The 23288-nt window shown below is 73.0% G+C and carries 23 protein-coding genes; 10 read left to right on the top strand and 13 right to left on the bottom strand.

Annotated elements, in window-relative coordinates:
- Positions 1–2: 2 nt before the first annotated feature.
- The 10 genes from AB0O53_RS05170 to AB0O53_RS05125 form a co-directional block, all read right to left on the bottom strand.
- Positions 3–662, bottom strand: a complete 660-nt coding sequence (locus AB0O53_RS05170) for a response regulator (RefSeq protein ID WP_266499048.1) — start codon at positions 660–662, stop codon at positions 3–5.
- On the bottom strand, positions 659–1996 hold the full coding sequence (locus AB0O53_RS05165; protein ID WP_365193321.1) for a sensor histidine kinase: 1338 nt from the start codon (positions 1994–1996) through the stop codon (positions 659–661). The genes AB0O53_RS05170 and AB0O53_RS05165 overlap by 4 nt, the downstream gene beginning before the upstream one ends.
- A gap of 88 nt (positions 1997–2084) precedes the next feature.
- Positions 2085–2756, bottom strand: a complete 672-nt coding sequence (locus AB0O53_RS05160; RefSeq protein WP_350990055.1) for a response regulator — start codon at positions 2754–2756, stop codon at positions 2085–2087.
- The gene (locus AB0O53_RS05155; protein WP_365193319.1) at positions 2753–4096 is read right to left on the bottom strand and encodes a sensor histidine kinase; all 1344 of its coding nucleotides are present in this window, start codon (positions 4094–4096) and stop codon (positions 2753–2755) included. Before AB0O53_RS05155 ends, AB0O53_RS05160 begins: the two co-directional genes overlap by 4 nt.
- A gap of 10 nt (positions 4097–4106) precedes the next feature.
- Positions 4107–5297 (bottom strand): acyltransferase family protein, encoded by a 1191-nt coding sequence (locus tag AB0O53_RS05150; protein ID WP_365193317.1) that lies wholly within the window; start codon positions 5295–5297, stop codon positions 4107–4109.
- Positions 5290–6177 (bottom strand): alpha/beta hydrolase, encoded by an 888-nt coding sequence (locus AB0O53_RS05145; RefSeq protein ID WP_365193315.1) that lies wholly within the window; start codon positions 6175–6177, stop codon positions 5290–5292. The genes AB0O53_RS05150 and AB0O53_RS05145 overlap by 8 nt, the downstream gene beginning before the upstream one ends.
- A gap of 322 nt (positions 6178–6499) precedes the next feature.
- On the bottom strand, positions 6500–6889 hold the full coding sequence (locus AB0O53_RS05140) for a nuclear transport factor 2 family protein (protein ID WP_350990048.1): 390 nt from the start codon (positions 6887–6889) through the stop codon (positions 6500–6502).
- A gap of 81 nt (positions 6890–6970) precedes the next feature.
- Complete coding sequence (locus tag AB0O53_RS05135; protein WP_365193313.1) at positions 6971–8566, bottom strand: serine/threonine-protein kinase; 1596 nt, start codon at positions 8564–8566, stop codon at positions 6971–6973.
- A gap of 214 nt (positions 8567–8780) precedes the next feature.
- Complete coding sequence (locus AB0O53_RS05130) at positions 8781–9347, bottom strand: MarR family winged helix-turn-helix transcriptional regulator (protein ID WP_365193311.1); 567 nt, start codon at positions 9345–9347, stop codon at positions 8781–8783.
- Positions 9340–9969, bottom strand: coding sequence for a DJ-1/PfpI family protein (locus tag AB0O53_RS05125; RefSeq protein ID WP_350990042.1), 630 nt, complete (start codon positions 9967–9969; stop codon positions 9340–9342). The genes AB0O53_RS05130 and AB0O53_RS05125 overlap by 8 nt, the downstream gene beginning before the upstream one ends.
- Positions 9970–10258: 289 nt before the next feature.
- On the opposite strand from AB0O53_RS05125, the gene AB0O53_RS05120 reads away from it, so the two are divergent.
- The 3 genes from AB0O53_RS05120 (at position 10259) to AB0O53_RS05110 (ending at position 13291) form a co-directional block, all read left to right on the top strand.
- On the top strand, positions 10259–11620 hold the full coding sequence (locus AB0O53_RS05120; RefSeq protein WP_365193309.1) for an aspartate aminotransferase family protein: 1362 nt from the start codon (positions 10259–10261) through the stop codon (positions 11618–11620).
- 165 nt (positions 11621–11785) lie between these two features.
- Positions 11786–12451, top strand: coding sequence for a GntR family transcriptional regulator (locus AB0O53_RS05115; protein ID WP_350990039.1), 666 nt, complete (start codon positions 11786–11788; stop codon positions 12449–12451).
- Positions 12452–12640: 189 nt separating this feature from the next.
- Positions 12641–13291 (top strand): putative DNA-mimic protein, encoded by a 651-nt coding sequence (locus AB0O53_RS05110; protein WP_350990037.1) that lies wholly within the window; start codon positions 12641–12643, stop codon positions 13289–13291.
- A 106-nt stretch (positions 13292–13397) separates the two neighbouring features.
- Here AB0O53_RS05110 and AB0O53_RS05105 read toward each other — a convergent pair whose 3' ends face one another.
- Positions 13398–14147 carry an SLATT domain-containing protein gene (locus tag AB0O53_RS05105; RefSeq protein ID WP_350990035.1) on the bottom strand — a complete coding sequence of 250 codons (750 nt, stop codon included), beginning with the start codon at positions 14145–14147 and terminating at the stop codon, positions 13398–13400.
- Positions 14148–14436: 289 nt separating this feature from the next.
- Here AB0O53_RS05105 and AB0O53_RS05100 point away from each other — a divergent pair, with 289 nt between their 5' ends.
- The 7 genes from AB0O53_RS05100 to AB0O53_RS05070 all read left to right on the top strand — a co-directional run bounded on the left by AB0O53_RS05100 (position 14437) and on the right by AB0O53_RS05070 (position 20568).
- Positions 14437–14781: a YbaB/EbfC family nucleoid-associated protein gene (locus AB0O53_RS05100; protein WP_078556344.1), complete on the top strand. Its 345-nt coding sequence runs from the start codon at positions 14437–14439 to the stop codon at positions 14779–14781.
- Between the two features lie 87 nt (positions 14782–14868).
- Positions 14869–15468 carry a recombination mediator RecR gene (gene recR / locus AB0O53_RS05095; RefSeq protein WP_030010802.1) on the top strand — a complete coding sequence of 200 codons (600 nt, stop codon included), beginning with the start codon at positions 14869–14871 and terminating at the stop codon, positions 15466–15468.
- The gene (locus tag AB0O53_RS05090; RefSeq protein ID WP_031147547.1) at positions 15461–16108 is read left to right on the top strand and encodes a DUF5063 domain-containing protein; all 648 of its coding nucleotides are present in this window, start codon (positions 15461–15463) and stop codon (positions 16106–16108) included. Before recR ends, AB0O53_RS05090 begins: the two co-directional genes overlap by 8 nt.
- A 120-nt stretch (positions 16109–16228) precedes the next feature.
- A complete protein-coding gene (locus AB0O53_RS05085; RefSeq protein WP_046777819.1) occupies positions 16229–17503 on the top strand; it encodes an aspartate kinase in 1275 nt (424 codons plus the stop codon).
- Positions 17500–18576, top strand: coding sequence for an aspartate-semialdehyde dehydrogenase (locus AB0O53_RS05080; protein ID WP_365193306.1), 1077 nt, complete (start codon positions 17500–17502; stop codon positions 18574–18576). Before AB0O53_RS05085 ends, AB0O53_RS05080 begins: the two co-directional genes overlap by 4 nt.
- 169 nt (positions 18577–18745) lie before the next feature.
- Positions 18746–19480: a SigE family RNA polymerase sigma factor gene (locus AB0O53_RS05075; protein WP_435886591.1), complete on the top strand. Its 735-nt coding sequence runs from the start codon at positions 18746–18748 to the stop codon at positions 19478–19480.
- Positions 19477–20568, top strand: coding sequence for a hypothetical protein (locus tag AB0O53_RS05070; RefSeq protein WP_350990028.1), 1092 nt, complete (start codon positions 19477–19479; stop codon positions 20566–20568). Before AB0O53_RS05075 ends, AB0O53_RS05070 begins: the two co-directional genes overlap by 4 nt.
- On the opposite strand, the gene AB0O53_RS05065 is transcribed toward AB0O53_RS05070, so the two are convergent.
- Both AB0O53_RS05065 and AB0O53_RS05060 read right to left on the bottom strand, forming a co-directional pair.
- Positions 20535–21377 (bottom strand): SURF1 family protein, encoded by an 843-nt coding sequence (locus tag AB0O53_RS05065; protein WP_365193304.1) that lies wholly within the window; start codon positions 21375–21377, stop codon positions 20535–20537. The genes AB0O53_RS05070 and AB0O53_RS05065 overlap by 34 nt on opposite strands.
- A gap of 37 nt (positions 21378–21414) precedes the next feature.
- A complete protein-coding gene (locus tag AB0O53_RS05060) occupies positions 21415–23226 on the bottom strand; it encodes a S9 family peptidase (RefSeq protein WP_350990024.1) in 1812 nt (603 codons plus the stop codon).
- Positions 23227–23288: the final 62 nt, after the last annotated feature.

Raw genomic sequence — 23288 nt, 5'->3', positions numbered from 1 at the left:
GATCAGGCCGGTGTCACCAGACGGGTCTCATAGGCGAACACCGCCGCCTGCGTCCGGTCCCGCAGGCCCAGCTTCACCAGGATCCGGCTCACATGGGTCTTGATCGTGGACTCCGCGACGATCAGCCGGTCGGCTATCTCCGCATTCGACAGCCCCTGCGCGATCAGGACGAGCACCTCCGTCTCCCGCTCCGTCAGCTCGCCCACCCCCGCCGGATCCGCGAGCCTGCGCGCCTCGGAGATCTTCGAGAACTCCGCTATCAGCCGCTTCGTCACCGAAGGCGCCAGCAAGGCCTCTCCGGCCGCCACCACCCTTACCCCGTCAGCCAGCTGACGGGCCGAAGCGTCCTTCAGCAGGAACCCCGACGCCCCCGCACGCAGCGCCTGGTACACGTACTCGTCGAGGTCGAAGGTCGTCAGGACCAGCACCTTCGCGTCCGTGTCCGAGGCCACGATCTCCCGCGTGGCCTCCAGGCCGTTCATCTGCGGCATCCGAATGTCCATCAGCACCACGTCCGGCCGCAGCGCCGCCACCTGCGCGATGGCCTCCCGGCCGTCGACCGCCTCGCCCACCACCTCGATGCCGTCCATGGCGTTCAGCAGAACGGAGAACCCCTCGCGGACCATCATCTGGTCGTCGACGATCAGCACCCTGATCGTCATGCCGACCCCTCCTGAGGCTCGGGCACCGGCTCGGGTCGGTTGCGCACCGGGATGAACACCGCGACCTCGTACCCGCCGGACTCCGTCCGAGCGGCCGTCATCTCCCCCTCCAGCATGGCCACCCGCTCCCGCATCCCGGTGATCCCGTGGCCGGCCCCCGGCGAGGGCCGCACGTCCCCGGTCGGCGCCTCGTTGACGACCCGTATGCCCAGGCCGCCCAGCACGTACGAGACCTCGACCCCGGCCGACGCGCCCGGCGCGTGCCGGAGGGTGTTGCTCAGGGCCTCCTGGATGATCCGGTACGCCGACAGCTCCACACCCTGCGGCAGCTCCCGCACCGCACCCGTGATCGTCTTCTCCACGCTCAGCCCCGCCTCGCGCACATTGGCCAGCAGCCCGTCCAGCGAGGCCAGCGTCGGCTGCGGGGCGTCCGGCGCCTCGTAGTCGGCGGAGCGCACCACACCCAGCACCCGCCGCAGCTCCGTCAGGGCCGCCACCGCGTTCTCCCGGATGGTGACGAACGCCGCCTCCAGCTCCGGCGGCGGGTTCTTCACGCGGTACGGGGCGGCCTCCGCCTGGATCGCCACCACCGACATGTGGTGGGCCACCACGTCGTGCAGCTCCCGCGCGATCGTCGTCCGCTCCTCCAGCAGCGTCCGCTTGTCCCGCTCGACGGCCGTGACCTCCTGCTGCGCGCTCACCTCCGCCTTGGCGTGCCGCCGTATCTGGATGCTGCCCGCGATCACCAGGGCGAACGCCGAGGTCACCGCCATCTCGGGCGCGTTCGACCCCCACTCGCCGGTGAACACCACGGAGATCGCGGCGCCCAGCAGGAGGGTCAGCGCCCACATCCACGCCGCCACCCGGGGCCCGGTCCGCAGGGTGACGACGACCATCACCACGATGTAGGAGAAGAAGGCGCCGGGGGTCCACGGCCAGCTGACGCCCCCGCCGAGGGCGGCCAGCACCACCGTCATCGCGACGGCCGCCCACCACGCCCCGACCGGCCGCACCAGCGTCATGAGGACGGGAACCGCGGCTATCAGCCCCATGACGAGCTGCCCCAGATCGCCCAGGTAGCTCGACTGCCCGTCCATGGTGAAGAGCACGGCGACGAAGGCCAGGGCCCCCACCGCCGCATGCGCCCGCCACGGCGCATGCCGTCGTATCGCCTTGGGGAGCCGTCGCGAGAAGCGCCCCAGGGCCTCCGCCGGCGGCAGCGGCCGGTAGGCGAAGGCATCGGTGACGAGGTCCTGGCGCAAGGTCGCGATCACCTCCGATGCCAGTCGGAATTCAGGCGTCCGGGCTGTCCCCCCGGTGGTCGTCTCGGTCATAGGCACCACCGTAGGTCTGCACCGCCTTCGCCCGCGTCGCCGCTGATGGGGATTTCTCCGGGTCCCTCTCAAGTACTACACGGGTCCGTCAGTAGCCCGCCGGACGGATCAGCCCGCTCTCGTACGCGAACACCGCCGCCTGCGTGCGGTCCCGCAGACCGAGCTTCACCAGGATCCGGCTCACGTGGGTCTTCACCGTCTGCTCGGCCAGGACCAGGTGCTCGGAGATCTCCGCGTTCGACAGGCCCTGGGCGATCAGCGACAGCACCTCGGTCTCCCGCTCGGTCAGCACGTCGATCCGGGCCCGCGACGGCGCGCGCGGCGCCCCCAGCCGGGAGAACTCCGTGATCAGCCGCTTCGTGATGTTCGGCGACAGCAGCGCCTCACCGGCCGCCACCACCCGCACTGCCTCCGCGAGCTGATCGGCGGACGCGTCCTTCAGCAGGAACCCGGAAGCCCCGGCCCGCAGCGCCTCGTACACATACTCGTCGAGGTCGAAGGTGGTCAGCACGAGCACCTTCACCTCGGCGCCGGGAACGCGGGTGATCACGGACGTGGCTTCGATGCCGCCCATGCCCGGCATGCGGATGTCCATCAGCACCACGTCCGGGGCCAGCTCGGCGACCTTCGCGACGGCGTCCGCCCCGTCCACCGCCTGCCCCACGACCTCTATGTCGGGCTGGGCGTTGAGAAGCACGGTGAAGCCCTGCCGCACCATCATCTGGTCGTCGGCGATCATCACCTTGATCGGGGTGCTCATGGTGCCTTCTTCGTCTCGGTGCGGGAGCCGGTGCCGGCGGGCGGGCTCTGCGGGTCCATCGGGAGCACTGCGCTGACCTCGTACCCGCCGTCGGGCCGCGGGCCCGCGGCCAGTTCGCCACCCAGCATGCCTGCCCGCTCGCGCATCCCCAGCAGCCCGTGCCCCGCTCCCTGCGAGGGCGGAGCCGGCCGGGTCGGCGCACTGTTGGCGACGCACAGGTGCAGCTCGCGCGGCCCATAGGCGACGCCGACCTCCACCCGCGAACCGGGCGCATGGCGCAGACAGTTGCTCAGGGCCTCCTGCACGATCCGGTACGCGGTGAGCTCCACGCCGGGGGCCAGCGGCCGGCGGACCCCGGCCACCTCGGTGGTGACCTCCAGCCCGGCCCCCCGCACGTTGTCCACGAGGCCGTCCAACTCGGCCAGCGTCGGCTGCGGATGCTGCGGGGCCGCAGGGTCACCGGGCTGCTCGGAGCGCAGCACCCCCAGCACCCGGCGCAGCTCCGTGAGGGCCTCCAGCGCGTTCTCCCGGATGCCCGCCAGATTCTCCTTGAGCTCCTCGGACGGGTTGTCCACGAGGTGCGGGGCGACCTGCGCCTGGATCGAGATCACCGACATGTGGTGCGCGACGACGTCGTGCAGCTCGCGGGCGATGCGGCTGCGCTCCTCCAGCACGGTGCGCCGGGCCCGCTCCTCCGCGGTGAGCGTCTCCTGCTCGACCAGTTCCCCACGGGCCAGCCGCAGGGCGCGCAGCGCGTACCCCAGGAGCCCGACGAAGCCGAAGAGGACGGCGGCCCCGGCGGAGGAGATCTGGCTGCCGTCCGGATGGAAGGCCGCCTCGGCCACCCCGGTGAGGGCGAGGGAGATGCCGACGACCCATATGGTGACCCGCGGCGGCACCCGGAGGGCGACGAGCAGCAGCACGGGGGCGAACGCGAAGGTCCCGCCGGGCGTCCAGGGCCAGGTCTGGCCCTGCCCGACGGTGTCGTGGATCATCCAGGCGGTCCAGCCCGCGGCGAGCAGCCCCAGCCACCAGGCGGCGATCGGGCGGAACATCGCGAGCCAGATGGACAGGGCCGTCAGGAGCGCGACGGCCAGCGGCGGGCCGCCCTTGACGTGGTAGTGGTCCATGAGCTGCTCGGTGGTGAGGAAGCCGAAGAACAGCGCCGCATAGCCGACGAGTGCGTGCGGCAGCAGGGCCAGCCATCGCGGCCGGCCCATCCGGGGAAGGGGATCGCGCCGCAGCGTGAAGAGCTCCAGGGCCAACGCCAGGCGTGGCGAAGGAGCCTTGACCGGGTCGGAGGGCTTCGGCTCGGCCGGAGGCACACGCTGCTCGTTCACGCCGGTCAGCCTAGGCATGGGTGATCTCCTCGACGGAAGTACCGGGAACGGAGCGGGCGGCCGTGAGCGTGGCCGGCCGGGAACGCCTGGCCTGTTCGTGGATGCGGAACGCTGCCCAGCAGAGCCCCAGCGCGGCCGCGAACACCGGCAGCCACACCACCCGGGCCGCTATCCAGCCCACCGAGTCGGGCGCGGTGTGCAGCCCGGGCAGACGGACCGGGACCAGCAGGCCGACGGCGGTGACGGCCATCATGGCGGTCTGGTGCCACAGGAAGACCGTCATCGCGGACAGGTTCACCAGCGCCACCTTCGCCCAGGCCGTCGGCCTGCGCATCAGCCGGGCCAGCCGGTCGCGGGCCAGCAGGGCCAGCCCGCACTGGGCCAGTCCGAACGCGACCGCGGCCAGCGTCGGCGGGTTGAGGTTCGAGACGGCCGCCCCCGGCACGCCCACCATGGACGCCGGATACCCGCCCCACAGGACCAGCGCGGCGGTGGCCGCGGCGGCGGCACCGACCAGGAGCAGCAGCCGGCCGCGCCCTGCGAGGGCCCCGCGCGACCACGCGGCGCCCAGCGTGAAGGGGACCAGCCAGCCCGCGGCCACGTTGACCCAGCCGATCCACTCCGGCCCGCCCGGCCCGAAGCGCCACAGGTCGACGCCCGCCACCACGGCGGCCGGCCACAACGGGCTCATCCGGGCCACCAGCGGAGTCGCGGCGGTCAGCGCGGCGAACACCAGCAGGAACCACAACGGCGACAGGACCAGCTTCACCAGCGTCCGCACGGTGTCGAGCTCCGCCCCGCCGACGAGCATCCCGCCCGCCACGACCGTCCAGAGGACGAGCACCGCCGCGACCGGCCGGAACAGCCGGCCCAGCCGCTGCCCGACCCAGGCTCCGTACGTGATGCCCCGCTCGCGCGCCGAGGCGTACCCGAGAGCGGCGACATGGCCGCCGACCAGGAAGAAGACCGCCAGCGTCTGGAACACCCAGGACACCGGGGCCAGCCAGGGCATGTGCGCCAGCGGGCTGGTGCCGGCCAGGCCGCCGTCGGCGGCGGTCAGGGAGGTCACCAGCCAGTGGCCGAGGACCACGCCCAGGATCGCGAGGGCCCGGAGCGCGTCCACGGCCCGGTCCCGGCCGGCCGGCGTGGCCGCCTCGACACCCGCCGCCAGCGCGGACCAGCGGTCACGGAGCTCACGCACGGCCGGCCTCCCGGACGGGAGCGCTGCCGAGGACGATGCCCGCCAGCACGTCGAGGGACCGGGTGCCCGGCTTGAGGTAGTCGCTGTGGCCGCCGGATCCGGCGGCGAAGGCCCGTGCTCCGAAAGCGGGGTCGACCGGGTCGGTGCCGAAGCCCAGCCCGCCGAGCCGGACGTGGGGCACGCCGGCTATCCAGTCGGCGTCACCCCGGCCGGCCCAGACCCGGGCCGAGGTCGGCAGCTCCCGGGCGGACCCGGCCCCCGTGCCCGGACTCCCGAAGAGGACCACGTCACCGACCGCGGCTCCCGTCACCGTCCGCGCGCAGACGACGGAGCCGTAGGAGTGGCAGAGCAGCGAGATCCGCACGCCGGGCGCGGCCATGCCCTCCAACCCGTGCAGGAACGGCCCCAGTTCGGCTGCTGCCTCGTCCGCCCGGCCGGCCGTCAGTACGGTCGTGCTGACCGTGCCCGGCGTGTCGTACCCGAGCCAGGCGACCACGGCGGTGTGCGCGTGATCGGCCCGGAGGCGCTCCTGGAGGGCGACCGCTCCGGACCGGAACCTCTCGTAGGTGTCGAGCGTGGTGTCTGAGCCGGGCACCAGGACGGCGATCCGGTCGGCGGTCTCCAGCTCGCCGAACACCTCGACGGCCCGGCCCCTGCCGCGGCCGTCGAAGGCGAGGAACTGCGCCGTGCCGCCCGCCGCCATGGCCCGCAGCCGGCCGGCCCGGCCGGAGCGGTCGGCGTCCCGGGCCATCCGGACCGCCTCGGCGATGTTGTCGCGGTTGGCGGCATAGCGGCTCTGCGGCGGGGCGCCCTCGGCGAACACGGCTGGTGCCGGGGCGGGCGCCTGCGCGGAGGCGGCGGCCGACACGGGGACGATCACGGCAGCCGCTATCACTGCGGCCAGCAGCGTGCGGCGCAGCCGCCCGCCCCGCGCACCGCGCGTCCTCCCGGAGCCGAGCCCGGCCCCTGTGCCAGCTGCCCGCGCCGTGCCTGCCGTCCCCGCTGCCCGTGCCGTCCCCGTCGCCATGGTGTGTTCCTTCGGTGTCCCGGAAGGGGCGTCAGTGCCCTTCTCCACCACCGAAGTTAGAAATCCCGGCCACTGGTCGGCGTCCCGCCACGGAGCCGTCTGCGTACGTAGCTCTCAGGTATGACCGGGCATACTCCAGAGCCACCGCAGACCCCGCCCGTGCACACCGCAGGGCTCAGTCCGCCGCCAGGGGCTCGACGTACCCGGCCCGCCAGCGCGGGGCGGGGTCCTGGCCGGGGCTGGTCCAGTACTCCCTCGCCTCCACCACCTCCCCGTCGCGCACGGTCCACAGGGAGACGGCCCGGTAGAGGACGTGGTCCTGGGGCACCTCCACCTCGGTGACGACGTGGTCCCCGTCGGCCAGGATCCGCAGAACCCTCACGGGCTTCTCGTCCGAGTCCGCGTCGTCGCTGTTCACGGCGATGAAGTTGGCGCGCCCGACGATCCGCTCGGCGCTCACGGGCCATTCGATGACGGCGTCCTCGGCGATGAGCCCGGCCACGCCCTCCCAGTCGCGTGCCCCGATCCGCTCCCACAGTCGTGCCACTACGCTCAACGGCTCCATGTGCCGCAGTGTCCGACAGCGCCGTCTGCGGCAACAAGCTTTGCCTGCAGGCTTATTGACCTCGACACAAACCGGTACGGCTCACTGCCTGCGGTAGTCGAGCGGGGGACTGTCGCTGCCCGCGAGCTCTCTGCGCAGGGTGCCGTCGGGCAGCAGTCGCAGCCGGCTCCGGCCGCCCGCCGTGCAGGTCGGAGGGGCCCCGGAGGTGACGGTGGACGCGTCCAACTCCACGAGGTCGGGGCCGGTGTCGGGGTCGTGGCCGGGGTCCGGAGCGCTGCGCAGGGCCGCGGTCCAGGCGCAGGCGAATCCGGGGTCCTGGACGGCCAGGGACATCACCTGCTCGCCGACTCCGCCGCGGGTGAGCGTGAGCCGCCAGGTCTGGCTGCCGCGGACGGCCTGCCAGGTGCCGACGTAGTCCTCGGGGAGGGGACCGGCCCCGTGCGCGGACCCCGAAGCGGCGCCCGAAGCGGACCCCAGAGCCGAGGCCGAAGCCGAAGCGGAAGCGGGAGCGGAATCCGGCCCGGAGCCCGTCGCCACCGGCGTACGGGAGTTCGTGACGGGCGGCCGCGGATCCTCGGCCCCGCTCATGACCGCGTACACCGTGCCGGCGGACAGGACCGCGACGACCGCGGCCACCGCGAGGAGCAGGGCGGTGGACGCCGTCCAGGGCCTGGGCGGAGGTTCCGTCTCCGGCGGTGGGTACGCGGAATAGGAGGGCGGCAGCGGAGGCGGCGCCGGCACCGCACGGTCCGGCCCGGCGTCCTCGCGGTCCAGCAGTTGCACGGCGTGCCGCCCGAGCCGGGCCACCAGCGCGTTCGGCAGCCACGGCTCCAGGGCCCTGCCGTCGGCCACGGTGTCGTCCGCGCCGACCCGGGCCAGCACCTCGGCGGGCCCGGGCCGCGCGCCCGGGTCCCGGTGCAGGCAGTCCCGCACGAGGCCGAGCAGTTCCGCCGGTACGCCGGCCAGGTCGGGTTCCGCTTCGGTGCTGCGCAGCAGGAGCGCCGCGAGGCCGCCGGGCTGCTCCGCATCGCCGAAGGGAAGCCGTCCGGTGGCCGCGTACGCCAGGACCGCGCCGAGGCAGAAGACGTCGCACGCGGCGGTCACCGGCTCGCCGCGGATCTGCTCGGGGGCCATGAAGCCGGGGGAGCCGATGACTTCGCCGACCCGGGTCAGGCCGGCGTCGTACCCGGTGGGGGCGCGGGCGATGCCGAAGTCGATGACGCGGGGGCCGTCGAGGGTGATCAGCACGTTCGAGGGCTTGAGGTCGCGGTGGACGATGCCGGCCCGGTGGATGTCCTGGAGGGCGTGCGCGAGGCCCGCGGCCAGGATCCGTACGGAGCGGTCCGGCAGCGGGCCGAAGTCGTGGGCGACGACCCGGCGCAGGCTCGGTCCGGCGACGTAGCCGGTGGCGAACCAGGGGGTCGCGGCCTCGGTGTCGGCCTCCAGGACCGGGGCGGTCCATTCGCCGCCGACCCGGCGGGCCGCGGCGACCTCCTGGCGGAACCGGATGCGGAATTCCTCGTGGGCGGCGAGCCCGGGGTGGACCAGCTTGACCGCCACGGTGCGGCCGCGGTCGGAGCGGGCGAGGTACACCTGGCCCATGCCGCCGGCGCCGAGCCGGGACAACAGGCGGTAGGGGCCGATGCGGTGCGGGTCGTGCGGATGCAGTTGTTCCATGGCCGGGTGGTCCTTCCCCTGCTGGCCGAACAGCTCCGCTGGGAAGGACGGTCGGGGGCGCCCGCCGGTTGCCTCCCGGCCGGCCCCGCCGGGCTCGAACACAGGACCGAGCCCGGACACCGTACGGGGCCCGAGCACCGGACGGGGCCCGAGCCGTGGGCTGGTTCAGAACCGTGAGCCGGGCCCGAACCACGGGGGTTCGGGCCCGGCTCACTCAGGCCGACGGGCCGGACGCGGGGGCCAGGTCGGACGGGTCGGACGCGGAGGTGAGATCGGACCCGTCGGACCCGTCGGACGCGTCCGACGGGTCGCGCGGTGCGGGCAGCGTGTCCAGCGCCGCGGCCAGCCGTTCCAGGACGCGCACCGTCTCCGCGAAGGCGGCGTCCCCCAGCTCCGCCGCGAGACGGGCGGCCATGGCCGAGTGGCCCGGAGCGATCCGGTCCACCGCCGCGCGGCCCTCCTCCGTCGGGCGCAGCAGCTTGGCCCGCCGGTGCGCCGGGTTCGGCGCGTACTCCGCGAGGCCCTTGGCGACCAGCAGGTCCGCGATGCGCTGGACGCTCTGCCGGGTGATCCCCATGCTCCGGGCGATCCCCGCGACGGGCAGCGGCTCCCGCAGCACCGCCCCGAGCACCTGCCACCAGGCGGCGGTCAGCCCGGCGGGCCGCGCCAGCTCCTCGGAGAGGGAGAGGAACTGGCCGTTCAGCCGGAACACCCCGAGCGCGGTGCGGCTCAGCAGGTCCTGCCGGGTCCGCGGGGACCCGAGCGGCGGAGACTCAGGCATCGCCCGCCGCCGATGCCGCCATCAGGACCGGGTACGCGCTCTCGTCCGAGTGGTGGAAGAGCCCGTACCAGGCGTCCAGGACGTCCGGCTTGTAGACGTCCAGGCGGGCGAAGACCTCGCGGGCGAAGGCGACCGGTTCCGTCGGGCCCGCCGTGATCAGGTCCCTGTCGGTCACCGCGTCGGCCTCTACGTACTTCCCGGCGCCCCCGTAGCCCGGCTGTTCGGCCAGGTAGAAGGAGACCGCGCTGGTGTGGGCGCGGTCGTCCAGCAGGCCTTCGCGGGCGAGTCCGGCGGTGGCGCCGCAGATCGCCGCGACCGGCACGCCGGCGGCCAGGAACTCCCGTGCCTTCGCCGCGAAGGGCGCGAGCTCGTCGCCCGCGTCCCACAGGGACGCCCCGGTGAGGATCAGCAGCGAGGAGTCCTCCGGTCGCAGATCGGCCAGGCCCAGGTCAGGCTGGATGCGGATGCCGCCCATGGTGGTGACCGGTGCTCCGGCGGCGAAGCCGACCGTCCGCACGACGTGGCCGCGCTGGGTGAGGTGCGCGGTGGTGTGGCCGGTCTCCCAGTCGGCGTAGGTGTCGTAGACCGCGAGGTGGACGGGCTTGCGAGCGGTCTCGCTCATGGTGTTTCGCCTCCAGCGTCGGATGGTGCGAGGTGCCTGCGGCGCTCGCCGTGGCCGAGGTGCCGACGTGCCGGCGCGTGATGCGCACGGTGCCTGCGGTGCTCGTGGTGCGAGTACTTCCACCACTTCCACGAAAAGCCCCTATGACAAGAGACTGTCATAACGACAGGATGCTGTCAAGACGTGGAGCGGTTGCACCGGTGGCGCAGACAGACTGCCGAGACCGGCCCGCCACCCCCATACAGTCCGCCGATATCCCTCCCCACCTGCGCACTTCTAGCGTGACGTCATGACCCCTCATGCCACCCCGCACACCCTTGCCGCCGTGAAGGACGCAGATCGGAAGCACGTCTTCCATTCCTGGTCCGCCCAGGCCCTGATCGACCCGCTCGCGGTCGCGGGAGCCGAGGGCTCGTACTTCTGGGACTACGAGGGCAAGCGCTACCTCGACTTCTCCTCCCAGCTGGTCAACACCAACATCGGCCACCAGCACCCCAAGGTCGTCGCCGCGATCCAGGAGCAGGCCGCGCGGCTCTGCACCCTCGCGCCCGGTTTCGCCGTGGACGTCCGCTCCGAGGCCGCACGCCTCATCGCCGAGCGGACCCCCGGCGACCTGGACAAGATCTTCTTCACCAACGGCGGCGCCGAGGCCGTCGAGAACGCCGTCCGCATGGCCCGTCTGCACACGGGCCGCGCCAAGGTGCTCTCCACCTACCGCTCCTACCACGGGGCCACCGCCGCCGCGATCAACCTGACCGGCGACCCGCGCCGCTGGCCCTCCGACACGGCGGCCGCCGGCGTCGTGCACTTCTGGGGCCCCTACCTCTACCGCTCCGCCTTCCACGCGACCACCGAGGCCGAGGAGTGCGAGCGCGCCCTCGCCCACCTCGCCGACACCATCGCCTTCGAGGGCCCGCAGTCGATCGCGGCGATCATCCTGGAGAGCGTGCCGGGCACCGCGGGCATCATGGTCCCGCCCGCCGGCTACCTCGCGGGCGTCCGCGAGCTCTGCGACCGCCACGGCATCGTCTTCATCCTCGACGAGGTCATGGCCGGCTTCGGCCGCACCGGCAAGTGGTTCGCGGCCGACCACTGGGACGTGACCCCCGACCTGATCACCTTCGCCAAGGGCGTCAACAGCGGCTACGTGCCGCTCGGCGGCGTGGCGATCTCCGCCGCCATCGCCGAGACCTTCGCCACCCGCCCCTACCCGGGCGGACTGACGTACTCCGGCCACCCCCTGGCCTGCGCCGCCGCCGTCGCGACGATCAACACGATGGAGGAGGAGGGCGTCGTCGAGCACGCCGCCCACCTCGGCGACAACGTGATCGGCCCGGCGCTCGCCGAGCTCGCCGAGCGCCACCCCTCGGTCGGCGAGGTCCGCGGCCTCGGCGCCTTCTGGGCCCTGGAGCTCGTACGGGACAAGGAGACGCGCGAGCCGCTCGTCCCGTACAACGCGGCCGGTGCGGACAACGCGCCGATGGCCGAGTTCGCGGCGGCCTGCAAGGCGTCCGGACTGTGGCCCTTCGTCAACATGAACCGGACCCACGTCGTCCCCGCCTGCACCATCACGGAGGCGGAGGCGAAGGAGGGCCTGGCCCTGCTGGACGACGCGCTGACGGTCGCCGACCGCCACACCACCGCGCGGTAGGAACCGCGGCCGCCGGCGGTGGCGCTGCCGGTGGCCGGTTCGCACCGGTGTGATCCTCGCCCCGGCCCCGGGGCGGATCCACACAGAACCCCTACCAACCGACCGGTTTCGGCCTCGCTGTCTGGCCTATGGTGTCCGGAGCTCTACGACAGGAGACGGACCCCTATGCCAGGCAGCGGAGCTGTCACCCGCAACACACTTCGCCAGCAGATCGCGGACGCGCTGCGTGACGAGGTGCTCGCGGGACGCCTGCCTCCGGGGACCGAGTTCACCGTGAAGCAGATAGCCGAGCAGTACGAGGTCTCCGCGACCCCGGTCCGCGAGGCGCTCGTGGACCTCTCGGCCCAGGGGCTGCTGGAACTGGTCCAGCACCGGGGCTTCCGCGTCCGGATCTTCACGGTCGAGGACTTCCGCGGCATGATCGAGGCCCGTTCGCTGGTCGTGGACGGCATCTTCCGCCGGCTCGCCGAACAGGGCACCACCCCCGGCTCCGGCGAACTGCTGGTGTCCGTGCGCCGCCGGGGCGAGGAGGCCCGCAGGGCGGCCCGGAGCGGCTCCCTGGAGGTGCTGATCGGCTACGACCTGCGCTTCTGGCGGGAACTGAGCGGGCTGGTCGCCAACACCTACATCACCGAGTTCCTGCACCGCATCCGCGTGCAGTGCTGGGTCTTCGCCGTCCCCCACCTCCAGCGCGAGCCGCAGCTGCGCGAAGCCCTCTGGGACGGGCACGGCGACCTGGTGGACGCCGTGACCCTGGCGGACGCCGACGCGGTGCGCCGCATCGTGCACGGCTACAACGAGCACGCGCTGGCCTGGGCCGCGCGCCTCTGATTCGACTCCGCGCCTCTGAGCCGCCCGCGAGCCCTGGAGGCGCCCGAGAGCCCGGCCCGACCGGCGCAGCGGCCCGACCGGCAGCCCGGCCCGACCTGCAGGACGGCCCCAGTTCTGCGCACCCCTTCGCGGAGGGTGTCCGGCGCACTACGCTGGCCTGATCGGCGACAACGACTGATCGGAGGCCGTGTGGCCTGTGACCTGTGGCTGGTCCCCCTTGTCGACGTGCTGTGCCACAGCCCCGACAACCCCTTCGCGGAAGAGATCGCCTCGTACGACAAGGCGCTGGGTGAGGCCGGACTCCCGTCCGTGCCCGTGTTCGCGTACATGCCGGGTCTGAGCGGGGACGTCGCCCCGGTCGCCGGTTTCGACTACGACGCCCTGCATTTCCTGAGACGGGCCTACCTGCTCCAGCTCTGCGGCCTGCCGGTGACCCCGGTGGACGAGCTGGGCGGGGACTACGAACAGCTGCTGGAGATGTTCGAGCCCACCGCGCAGCAGTCGCACCTGGTGTGGCACTACGACCACGCGGGCGCCTACGTGCCCGTCGACTTCCCGGCGCCCCTGGCGAACGAGGAGCTGCTGGCCGGAGGCGGACCGCTGGGGTCCGCGCAGGGGCTCCTGCGGGAGCTGGTGTTCGTCGCTCCCGCCATCGGGATAGACCCGGGGAACCCGCCCGCGGCGCCGGCGCCGCCGGGACGGCCGACGTCTCTGGAGGAGCCGGCGGGACCGATCCCGTACGACGGCAGCCCCTTCGCCCGGGAGCGGCACGTCTGGCTGGGTCTGCACGCGGCGGCGACGCGCAGTCTCGGACAGGGCTCGATGATCATCTTCAGCTGAGCCCGACCGGGCGCCTACGGGTCATCCGGGGCCGGGGCCGGGGCGGGAGCCGGAGCCGGGGCTGGGGCCGGAGCCGGAGCGGCAGCGCCCCGCCCCCTCCACAGGTTCAGCGGGGCTGCTCCGGGGGCCGCTGGCGCGGCATGTTCGGGCGGGTGCCCGGCGGCAGCGGGAAGCGGGCCGGCGGGATGTACGCGTCCGCGCCGCGCGCCCCGGAGGCCCCCAGCGACTGCATCACCAGCGGCGCGGGCCCGGCCCGGAACTCCACCATCCAGTCGGCCGTCTCCGACCGCACCAGCTCCGTGATGTCCTCGGAGAAGCGGCGCAGCACGTTCAGGCAGCGCTCGGCGGCCTCGCTGGCGGTGCCCTCGGTGGGCCCGAGCACCTCTCGGACGTTCTCCGAGGCCCAGTCGAACTGGAGGGTCTGCAGCCTGCGCTGCACGGCCTGGGCCGTGGCCACGTCCCGCATCCAGCCCGAGGTCAGTCCGAAGAACCGGTCGCAGGCCAGCGCGGCCGCGCCCAGCAGGAGCGCCAGGTATCCGTACGTCGATCCGCCCGGCGCCGAGCCCGTCAGCTCCAGCACCGGCATCGCGGCGCCCGTGATGGCGCCCAGGGCCGCGCCGACGCGCAGTACGCGCGCCCCGCGGCGCTTCCACGCCCGGTCGGACAGATACCACTCGGCCGTGCGCAGCGCGTCCGCCTCGACCCGCCGGTAGAGCTCGTCGAGCCGCTCGGCGGGCTCCCCCCAGTCCCCGAGGGGAAAGGGCCGGCCGGTCAGATCGCCCGCCGCCATCGCCCCGCCGCCTTCCTCCCGGGGATCCCGGGGTGGCCCCTCGGGCTGCATCTCCGGCTGGCTCACCCGGCACTCCCTCTGCCTGCGCTGACGTGTGGTGGTGCGCGTGTGCGCAATGATGCGCATGCTCTTCCTACCTTCGAATGACGGGCGATGGACAACGAATCCCGGGTTTTCCGCTCGCAAGGAGGTCTCCATCAGGTACGCGCACGCCCCGACTCTCACTCGAAAGAGTTGGTCCTCACGGCGTAGGGCGCGGCGCCCGGGGAGCACGTAGGCTCGGATTGACCAAGCGTTCCGAAGGTCTCGGGGTCGCGGAGGTCCCGACGGCAGCGACGTAGGAAGTGAGTGCCCTGTGATTCCCGGTGGTGGCCAGCCCAACATGCAGCAGCTGCTCCAGCAGGCCCAGAAGATGCAGCAGGACCTCGCTGCCGCGCAGGAGGAGCTCGCGCGGACCGAGGTCGAGGGCCAGGCCGGCGGCGGCCTGGTCAAGGCGACCGTCACCGGCTCCGGTGAGCTGCGCGCGCTGGTGATCGACCCGAAGGCCGTGGACCCGGAGGACACGGAGACGCTCGCCGACCTCGTGGTCGCGGCGGTCCAGGCCGCGGGCGAGAACGCGCAGGCGCTCCAGCAGCAGAAGCTGGGACCCCTCGCGCAGGGCCTGGGCGGCGGCAGCGGGATTCCCGGGCTGCCGTTCTAGCAGTACCCTCCCCCGGACCTCTCCCCTCCGATTCCGTCCCACCCCCCCCTCCGATCCCATCCGGCGAAAGCGAAAGAAGGCAGTCCGTTGTACGAAGGCGTGGTCCAGGACCTGATCGACGAACTGGGCAGGCTGCCCGGCGTCGGGCCCAAGAGCGCGCAGCGGATCGCCTTCCACATCCTGCAGGCCGAGCCCACCGACGTCCGCCGCCTCGCGCACGCGCTGCTGGAGGTCAAGGACAAGGTCCGGTTCTGCGCGGTGTGCGGGAACGTGGCGCAGGAGGAGCGGTGCGGCATCTGCCGCGACCCGCGCCGGGACACGACGGTCATCTGTGTCGTCGAGGAGCCGAAGGACGTGGTCGCGATCGAGCGGACCCGCGAGTTCCGGGGCAAGTACCACGTCCTCGGCGGAGCGATCAGCCCGATCGAGGGCGTCGGCCCGGACGACCTGCGGATCCGCGAGCTGCTGGCGCGCCTGGCGGACGGCGAGGTGACCGAGCTGATCCTCGCCACCGACCCGAACCTGGAGGGCGAGGCGACCGCCACCTACCTCGCCCGCATGATCAAGCCCATGGGCCTGAAGGTCACCCGCCTGGCCAGCGGGCTCCCCGTAGGGGGAGATCTGGAGTATGCGGACGAGGTCACGCTGGGGCGGGCCTTTGAAGGAAGGCGACTTCTCGATGTCTGACGCAACGCTGCACGCTCTCGGCCAGGATCCGGACGACTTCGCCGCCTCGATCGCGGACCAGATCGAGTCGTTCATCGTCGCGGTCACCGAGGTCGCCAAGGGCGAGGACCCCGACAGCGCGGTGCCCTTCCTCCTCCTGGAGGTGTCCCAGCTGCTGCTGGCGGGCGGCCGGCTGGGCGCGTACCAGGACGTGCTGCCCGACGAGCGCTACGAGCCCGACCTCGGCCCGGAGCCCGACGTCGACGACCTGCGCGAGCGGTTCGCGATCATGCTGGAGCCGGTCGACGTCTACTCCGAGGTCTTCGACCCGTACGAGCCGCGCAAGGCCCCCGTCGCCCACCGGATCTCCGACGACCTGGCCGATGTGGTCGCCGATCTGCGGCACGGCCTCATCCACCACCAGGCGGGCCGCATCACGGAGGCGCTGTGGTGGTGGCAGTTCTCGTACTTCACCAACTGGGGTCCGACGGCGTCGGCGACGCTGCGCGCGCTCCAGTCCCTGATCTCGCACGTGCGCCTGAACCAGCCGCTGGCGGCCCTGGACGGCCTGGACACGGACGAGGACCTGACCGAGGACGATCTCGCGGAGCAGGCCGGACAGGTGATGGCGGAGGAACTCGGCGGCCTGGGCCGCAAGTGATCGTCCGGCGCGGGAACCCGTACTCTGATCTTTTCGTCTCATGATGTGGTACGAGGCGGTCGGATCCCGGTCGCTCGTTAGACTGCACCAGCAATGAGACGGACTGAGCGAGGAGCGCACGTGGGCCTTGTCGTGCAGAAGTACGGAGGCTCCTCCGTAGCCGATGCCGAGGGCATCAAGCGCGTCGCCAAGCGAATCGTGGACGCCAAGAAGAACGGCCACCAAGTGGTCGTCGTGGTGTCCGCGATGGGCGACACGACGGACGAGCTGATCGATCTCGCCGAGCAGGTTTCCCCGATGCCTGCCGGGCGCGAATTCGACATGCTGCTGACCGCCGGAGAGCGGATCTCCATGGCCCTGCTGGCCATGGCGATCAAAAACCTGGGCCACGAGGCCCAGTCGTTCACCGGTAGCCAGGCAGGCGTCATCACCGACTCGGTCCACAACAAAGCGCGCATCATCGATGTCACGCCGGGCCGTATCCGCACCGCGCTGGACGAGGGCAACATCGCCATCGTCGCCGGCTTCCAGGGCGTGTCCGCGGACTCCAAGGACATCACCACCCTGGGCCGCGGCGGCTCGGACACCACCGCCGTGGCGCTCGCCGCGGCGCTGGACGCCGAGGTCTGCGAGATCTACACCGACGTCGACGGCGTCTTCACCGCGGACCCCCGCGTCGTGAAGAAGGCCCGGAAGATCGACTGGATCTCCTCCGAGGACATGCTGGAGCTGGCGGCTTCCGGTTCCAAGGTGCTGCTGCACCGCTGTGTCGAGTACGCACGCCGATACAACATCCCGATCCACGTCCGTTCGTCCTTCTCGGGACTTCCGGGTACCTGGGTCAGCAACGAGAATCCGCAAGGGGACGCGCAGGTGGAGCACGCCATCATCTCCGGAGTCGCTCACGACGTCTCCGAAGCCAAGATCACGGTCGTCGGCGTCCCGGACAAGCCGGGCGAGGCCGCGGCGATCTTCCGCGCCATCGCGGACGCCGAGATCAACATCGACATGATCGTGCAGAACGTCTCCGCGGCCTCGACGGGCCTCACCGACATCTCCTTCACCCTCCCCAAGGCCGAGGGCCACAAGGCCATCGACGCCCTGGAGAAGGCGAAGAGCGCGATCGGCTTCGACTCCCTGCGCTACGACGACCAGATCGGCAAGATCTCCCTGGTCGGCGCCGGAATGAAGACGAACCCGGGCGTCACCGCCTCGTTCTTCCAGGCGCTGTCCGACGCGGGCGTCAACATCGAGCTGATCTCCACCTCGGAGATCCGCATCTCGGTCGTGACCCGCCAGGACGACGTCAACGAGGCCGTCCGCGCCGTGCACACGGCCTTCGGCCTCGACTCCGACAGCGACGAGGCCGTCGTCTACGGAGGCACCGGACGATGACCGCCGCCCGGTCGACCCCGGCTCCGGCACTCGCCGTCGTCGGGGCGACCGGAGCAGTCGGTTCGGTCCTGCTCCGGATGCTGTCCCAGCGGGCGGACGTCTGGGGCGACATACGCCTGATCGCCTCCGGGCGCTCGGCCGGCCGCATGCTGTCCGTGCGCGGGCAGGAGTGCGAGGTGCTCGCCCTCACCGAGGACGCCTTCGACGGCCTCGGGCCGGGCGACGTCGCGCTCTTCCTGACCCCGGCCGAGGTCTCGGCCCGGTGGGCGCCCGTCGTCACCGCGCGCGGCGCGGTCGTCGTCGACCAGTCCGCCGCCTTCCGGGAGGATCCCGAGGTGCCGCTCGTGGTGCCCGAGATCAACGCCCACGCGGCGCGGATCCGGCCGCGCGGGATCGTCGCGGCCCCGGACACCGTCACCGCCGCGATGATCGCCGCCCTGGGCGCGCTGCACGCCGAGTACGGACTGACCGAGCTGGCCGTCTCCACGTACGAGGCGGCGAGCTCGGCCGGCCGGGCCGGCAGCGAGGCCCTGCGCCGCCAGCTGTCGCTGGTCGCCGGCACCTCCCTGGGCGAGCAGCCGGGCGACGTGCGCCGTGCCGTGGGTGAGGACACCGGCCCCTTCGCGGCCCCCCTGGCCCTCAACGTCGTGCCGTGGTGCGGCGAGCTGAACGAGGACGGCTGGTCCTCGCACGAGCTGGCCGTACGGGCGCAGACCCGCCGGATCCTCCAGCTGGACACCCTCCCGGTGTCGGTGACCTGCGTCCGGGTGCCGGTGCTGACCGGTGACTCGCTGACGGTGCGCGCCGGATTCGAGAACGAGGTGAAGTCCGCCCACGCGCGGGAGATCCTGGAGGCCGCGCCCGGCGTGGTGCTCGTGGACGATCCCGCGGCGGGGGAGTTCCCCACCCCCGTGGACGCCGCCGGGACGGATCCGGCCTGGGTGGGGCGGGTGCGGGCCTCGCTCGACGACCCTTACGCGCTGGAGTTCTTCGTGTGCGCGGACAATCTCCGCCAGGGGGCGGCGCTGAATGCCACGCGGATCGCGGAACTGATCGCAGGTGAATTTGCGTAATTCGCTTTGTAGGATCGGTGCCGATCCCTTGATCAAGGTGATGGCCCGACTGCCGTTTCGCTGGACGGGGCAATCGGGAAGAGCGGGTACGCATGAGCGCAATACGGATTTCTCCGGTGAGGCTTCCACGCGCGTACAACCCTGACGGGGGGACGCGTGTCCTACAGGCGTGGCAGAGGCACTGCTCGAACTCGCCGTCCTACCGGCACGCACGGGGATCCTCCCGCCGCGCCGGGATTTGCGCACACCCGGCGGCGGTCTCCCCGTGATCGTTCCCGTCCCGCCGACGGGGACCCCGGAGGCCCCCGCACGGTCCGCCGATCCGGTTCCGGGCGGCCTCGTGCCCCCGCAGCGCGACAGCGCCGAGGCTGAGGCGACCGGCAAGGACGAGACGGCCGAGGTGGTGCCCGGCACCACCGTCGACCACCTCACGGCGACCTACCAGGCGCACTACCGCTCGCTCCTCGGCCTCGCCGCGCTGCTCCTGGACGACACCGCCTCCTGCGAGGACGTGGTGCAGGAGGCGTTCATCCGCGTGCACTCGGCGCGCAACCGGGTCCGCGACCGCGAGAAGACCCTGGCGTACCTGCGCCAGACCGTCGTGAACCTCTCGCGTTCCGCCCTGCGCCGGCGCATCCTCGGCCTCAAGCTGCTGTCGAAGCCCATGCCCGACATGGCGAGCGCCGAAGAGGGCGCGTACGACCAGCTGGAACGGGACGACCTGATCAAGGCGATGCGGGGACTCCAGCGCCGCCAGCGCGAGGTGCTCGTGCTGCGCTACTTCGCGGACATGACGGAAGCCCAGGTCGCCGAGACGCTGGGGATATCGCTCGGCTCGGTCAAGGCGTACGGATCGCGGGGCATTGCCGCGCTGCGGGTGGCGATGGAGGCTGCGCAGTCATGAGGGACGACCACACGGCGCCGGCCGGCGAGGCCGGCGAGGACGAGCTCCGGATCCTCCTGCACGGGGCCGTCGAGGGCCTGCAGCCCTCCGAGGACGCGCTGGAGCGGATCCTGCACGCCGTCCCGGCCAGGCGCCGGGCCCGCAGGCGCCGGGCCGTCGTCGGCGCGGCCGCGGCCGCGCTGCTCGCAGGGACCGCGATCCCGACCGCCGTGCACCTGGCGGGCGGCGAGGGGACCGCCGCGGACCGCCAGGCCATGGCCGGGCACGAGGCGCACGCCGGCGACCATCAGGGCGGCGCGTCCGACCCGCACCAGAACGGATACGGGGCCTACCCGAAGGCCGGATCCCACAGCGGTTCCCCCGCCGCGGGCGGCGCCACCGGGCAGCCGGACCCCTCGCAGGGCGGCGCCACGGCCGGCGGCTCGACCTCGGGCCCGGCGGGCACCGGAGCCTCGGGCGGACCGGCCGGTTCCGGAGCCGGTCCGGCGGCGGGCACGGGACCGCTGCCGCCGGTTTCCGCCCCCGGCGTGCCCGGATGCGGTGCCGAGCAGCTGGGCGTCGTGGGCTTCGTGCGCAACCCGGAGGGCGACGGCCGGGTGGCAGGCGGCTTCCGGGTCACCAACGTCTCCTCCCAGGGCTGCGCCGTCACCGGCCGGGACACCGTGACCGCGGCCTCCGCGCCCGTCGCGACGCTGGTCCCGGGCTCCGGTGTCGCCGTGGTCGGGCACACCGCGGGCGGCCCGGGCAGCGGGCTGCTGCCCGACCCGTCGGCGGAGGCCTCGGTGGTGGTGCTGCCGCCGAACAAGTCCTACGAGGTCCGCTTCGCGTGGGTGCCGCCGGGCGAGCCCTGCGCGGCGAACGGCGCGGACGGGGGCACCAAGCCGCCGCCGACCGGCTCGGCGGGCACGTCGGGCGATCCCGGCAGCGGGGCGGCGTCGGAGCCCCAGACGGGCACGCCCCAGGCGCCGAGCGTCGTCGAGGTGTCCCACACCCCCGTCACGAGCGGCGCCCCGACGACGCGGACGTCGATCCCCGACGCCTGCGGCGGCACGGTCTACCGGACGGGTGCGATCCCGGTCGACGACTGATCCTGCGCGGCCGGGTCCGCCGGGTCGGCGGGATCGGCCGGGGCGGACGGGTCGGCCGGGTCGAGCAGGCCCGCCTCCGCGTCGCGGAGCGTCTCCACCTCGCGGCGGTAGAGCCGGAACCACATGAAGAGCACGAAGGCGACGAAGACGAACCACTCGCCGGTGTAGCCGAGGTTCTGGAAGGCCTTCAGGTCCAGTCCGGTGTTGGTCGGCGCCTGCGCGGGCACCGGGAGCATCCCGTCCACCGGGGTCTGCACCGTCAGCCAGGCGTCGTACAGCTCGTGCGGGACGAGGTTGACCAGCGTGGCCGCGGCGATCACGCCGAGCTGTCCGGCGGGCAGACCGCCCTGGGCGTGGACGCCCTTCGTGCCCGAGTTCTCCGAGGCCTGCAGGGCCCCGGTCACCTCGACCCGGCCCGTCGGCGCGGCCGGCGCCTTCGCGGGGTCGGCCGTGCCCGGCAGCCAGCCCCGGACCACCGGGAGGGCCTTGCCGGAGTCGGTCCTGAGCAGCGTCAGGACGTAGAAGCCGGACGCGCCGTCCAGCCGCCGCTCGGGCACCAGCATCTGCTCGGCGTACTCCCCGGACGCGGAAGCCAGTCGTCCGGAGGTCTCCGTGTCGACCGGCAGCAGCGAGTCCAGGGGGGCGGCCACCTGGTCGGCGGGCCGTTCGGCGGTCGCTTCCCGGTGGCTGTCGACACGCGCTTCGAACCGGCCGAGCTGCCAGGACCCCATGAACAGGCAGAAGGGGACCGCGAGCGCGACGAAGACGTTGATCCCCCACCAGCGCGGGGTCAGGAGAAACCGGTGCACCCCACCACGGTACGGGGGGTGCACCGGCCACCGGTCCTCAGGGTCGGGCGGGCAGGTGCTTCAGCGCGAACTCCAGCTCCATCCGGACCTGCTTGATCCGCTCCTCCACGACCAGCGAACCGTGCCCCGCGTCGTACCGGTACACCTCGTGCACCGCCCCGCGCGCCGCCAGCCGGTCCACGTAGTTGTCGATCTGCCGGATCGGGCAGCGCGGGTCGTTCACGCCGGCCGCGATGTGCACCGGCGCCTTCACCTCGTCCACGTACGTCAGCGGGGAGGACACCTCGAACCGGTCCGGGACCTCCTCCGGCGTACCGCCGAAGAGGGTGCGGTCCAGGGCCTTCAGCGCCTCCATCTCGTCGTGGTAGGCCGTCACGTAGTCCGCGACCGGTACGGCGGCCAGGCCCACCGCCCAGGCGTCGGGCTGCGTGCCCAGGCCCAGCAGCGCCAGGTACCCGCCCCAGGAGCCGCCCGACAGCACGAGCCGCTCCGGGTCCGCGAGACCCGACGCCACCGCCCACGCGCGGACCGCCCCGATGTCCTCCAGCTCGATCAGGCCGACCCGGTGCTTGAGGGCGTCGGTCCACTCGCGGCCGTAGCCCGTCGAGCCCCGGTAGTTGACCCGGACCACCGCGAAGCCGTGGTCCAGCCAGGCCGCCGGCGTCGCGGCGAAGGCGTCGCTGTCGTGCCAGGTCGGCCCGCCGTGGATCTCGAAGATCGTCGGGTAGGGGCCTTCGCCGTGGCCCGCCGGGCGCTGCACCAGCGCGTGGATCCGGCCGCCCGGACCCTCCACCCAGGCGTCCTCCACGGCCACCGAGCCCGGCGGCCGCAGCCCCGGCGGGTCCAGGACGACGCCGCCCGCGGTGGACCGTACCGCCGAGGGCTCGGCCGCCGAGGACCACAGGTACTCCACCGTCCCGTCGGGTCGCGCGGTGGCTCCCGACACGGTCCCCGGCGGCGTGTCCACGCGTACGAGCTCCCCCGCGGCCAGGTCGTAGCGCCAGAGCTCGCTGCGCGCCTCGAAGCTGTGCGCGACCAGCAGCGCGGAGCCGTCCGGACACCACTCGGCGCTGACGTCGCCCGGCAGGTCGATGGCGAGCTCCTGCTCGGTGCCGGCGGCCACGTCCCACACCAGCGGCTCCCAGCGGCCGCGCCGCTGGTGGCCGATGAGCAGCCGCGTGTCGCCCGCGACCGGGGCGAAGCCGAGCACCTCCAGACCGAGCTCCTCGGTCCCGCCGCGGGAGTCGTCCAGCTCGGCGACGGTGGCCCCGTCGAGGGTGAGCACGCGCAGGGCGGAGTGCATGGCGTCGCCGTGCTCGGTGTGCTCGACGGCCAGGAGCGTGCCGTCGTACGACAGGTCGCCGACGCCTGCGGACTCCCGGTGCCGGTAGACCACCACGGGCTCGGAGCCGTCGGGGCGGACCACGTGGATGGTCGAGCCGTCCTCGTCCGTGGAGCGCCCGACGACGGTGGTGCCGTCGCGCCCGATGGCCAGCCCCGCCGGGTACGAGGGCTCCAGGCCGGGGGTGGCCGGTTCGTCGGGGCCGCCCGCGAAGGGCTGGCGCACCCACGTGCCGAACTCGTCGCCGTCGGTGTCGGAGAACCACCAGATCCACTCGCCGTCGGGGGAGAGGGTGCCGTCGGTGGTGCCGTTGGGGCGGTCGGTGGCCTGCCGCTGCACGCCGGTGGCGCGGTCCCAGGCGTAGAGCTCGAAGGTGCCGGTCGCGTTGGAGACGAAGAGCGAACGGTCCGGGGCGTCCTCGGCCCATTCGGGCAGCCCGACGCGCGGCGCACGGAACCTCTTCTCCCAGTCGGGAGTCTCGGGGGTGATCTCGCTGTCGCTGGTCATGCGCCCATTGTTGCCGCAGCGGCCCCCGGGATGCCGACTGCTCCGAACGGGCGCACAGTGGA

The sequence above is a fragment of the Streptomyces erythrochromogenes genome (assembly GCF_040684695.1).
Lineage (GTDB): Bacteria > Actinomycetota > Actinomycetes > Streptomycetales > Streptomycetaceae > Streptomyces > Streptomyces erythrochromogenes_C.
This window is presented reverse-complemented; position numbering and strand designations above follow the sequence as displayed.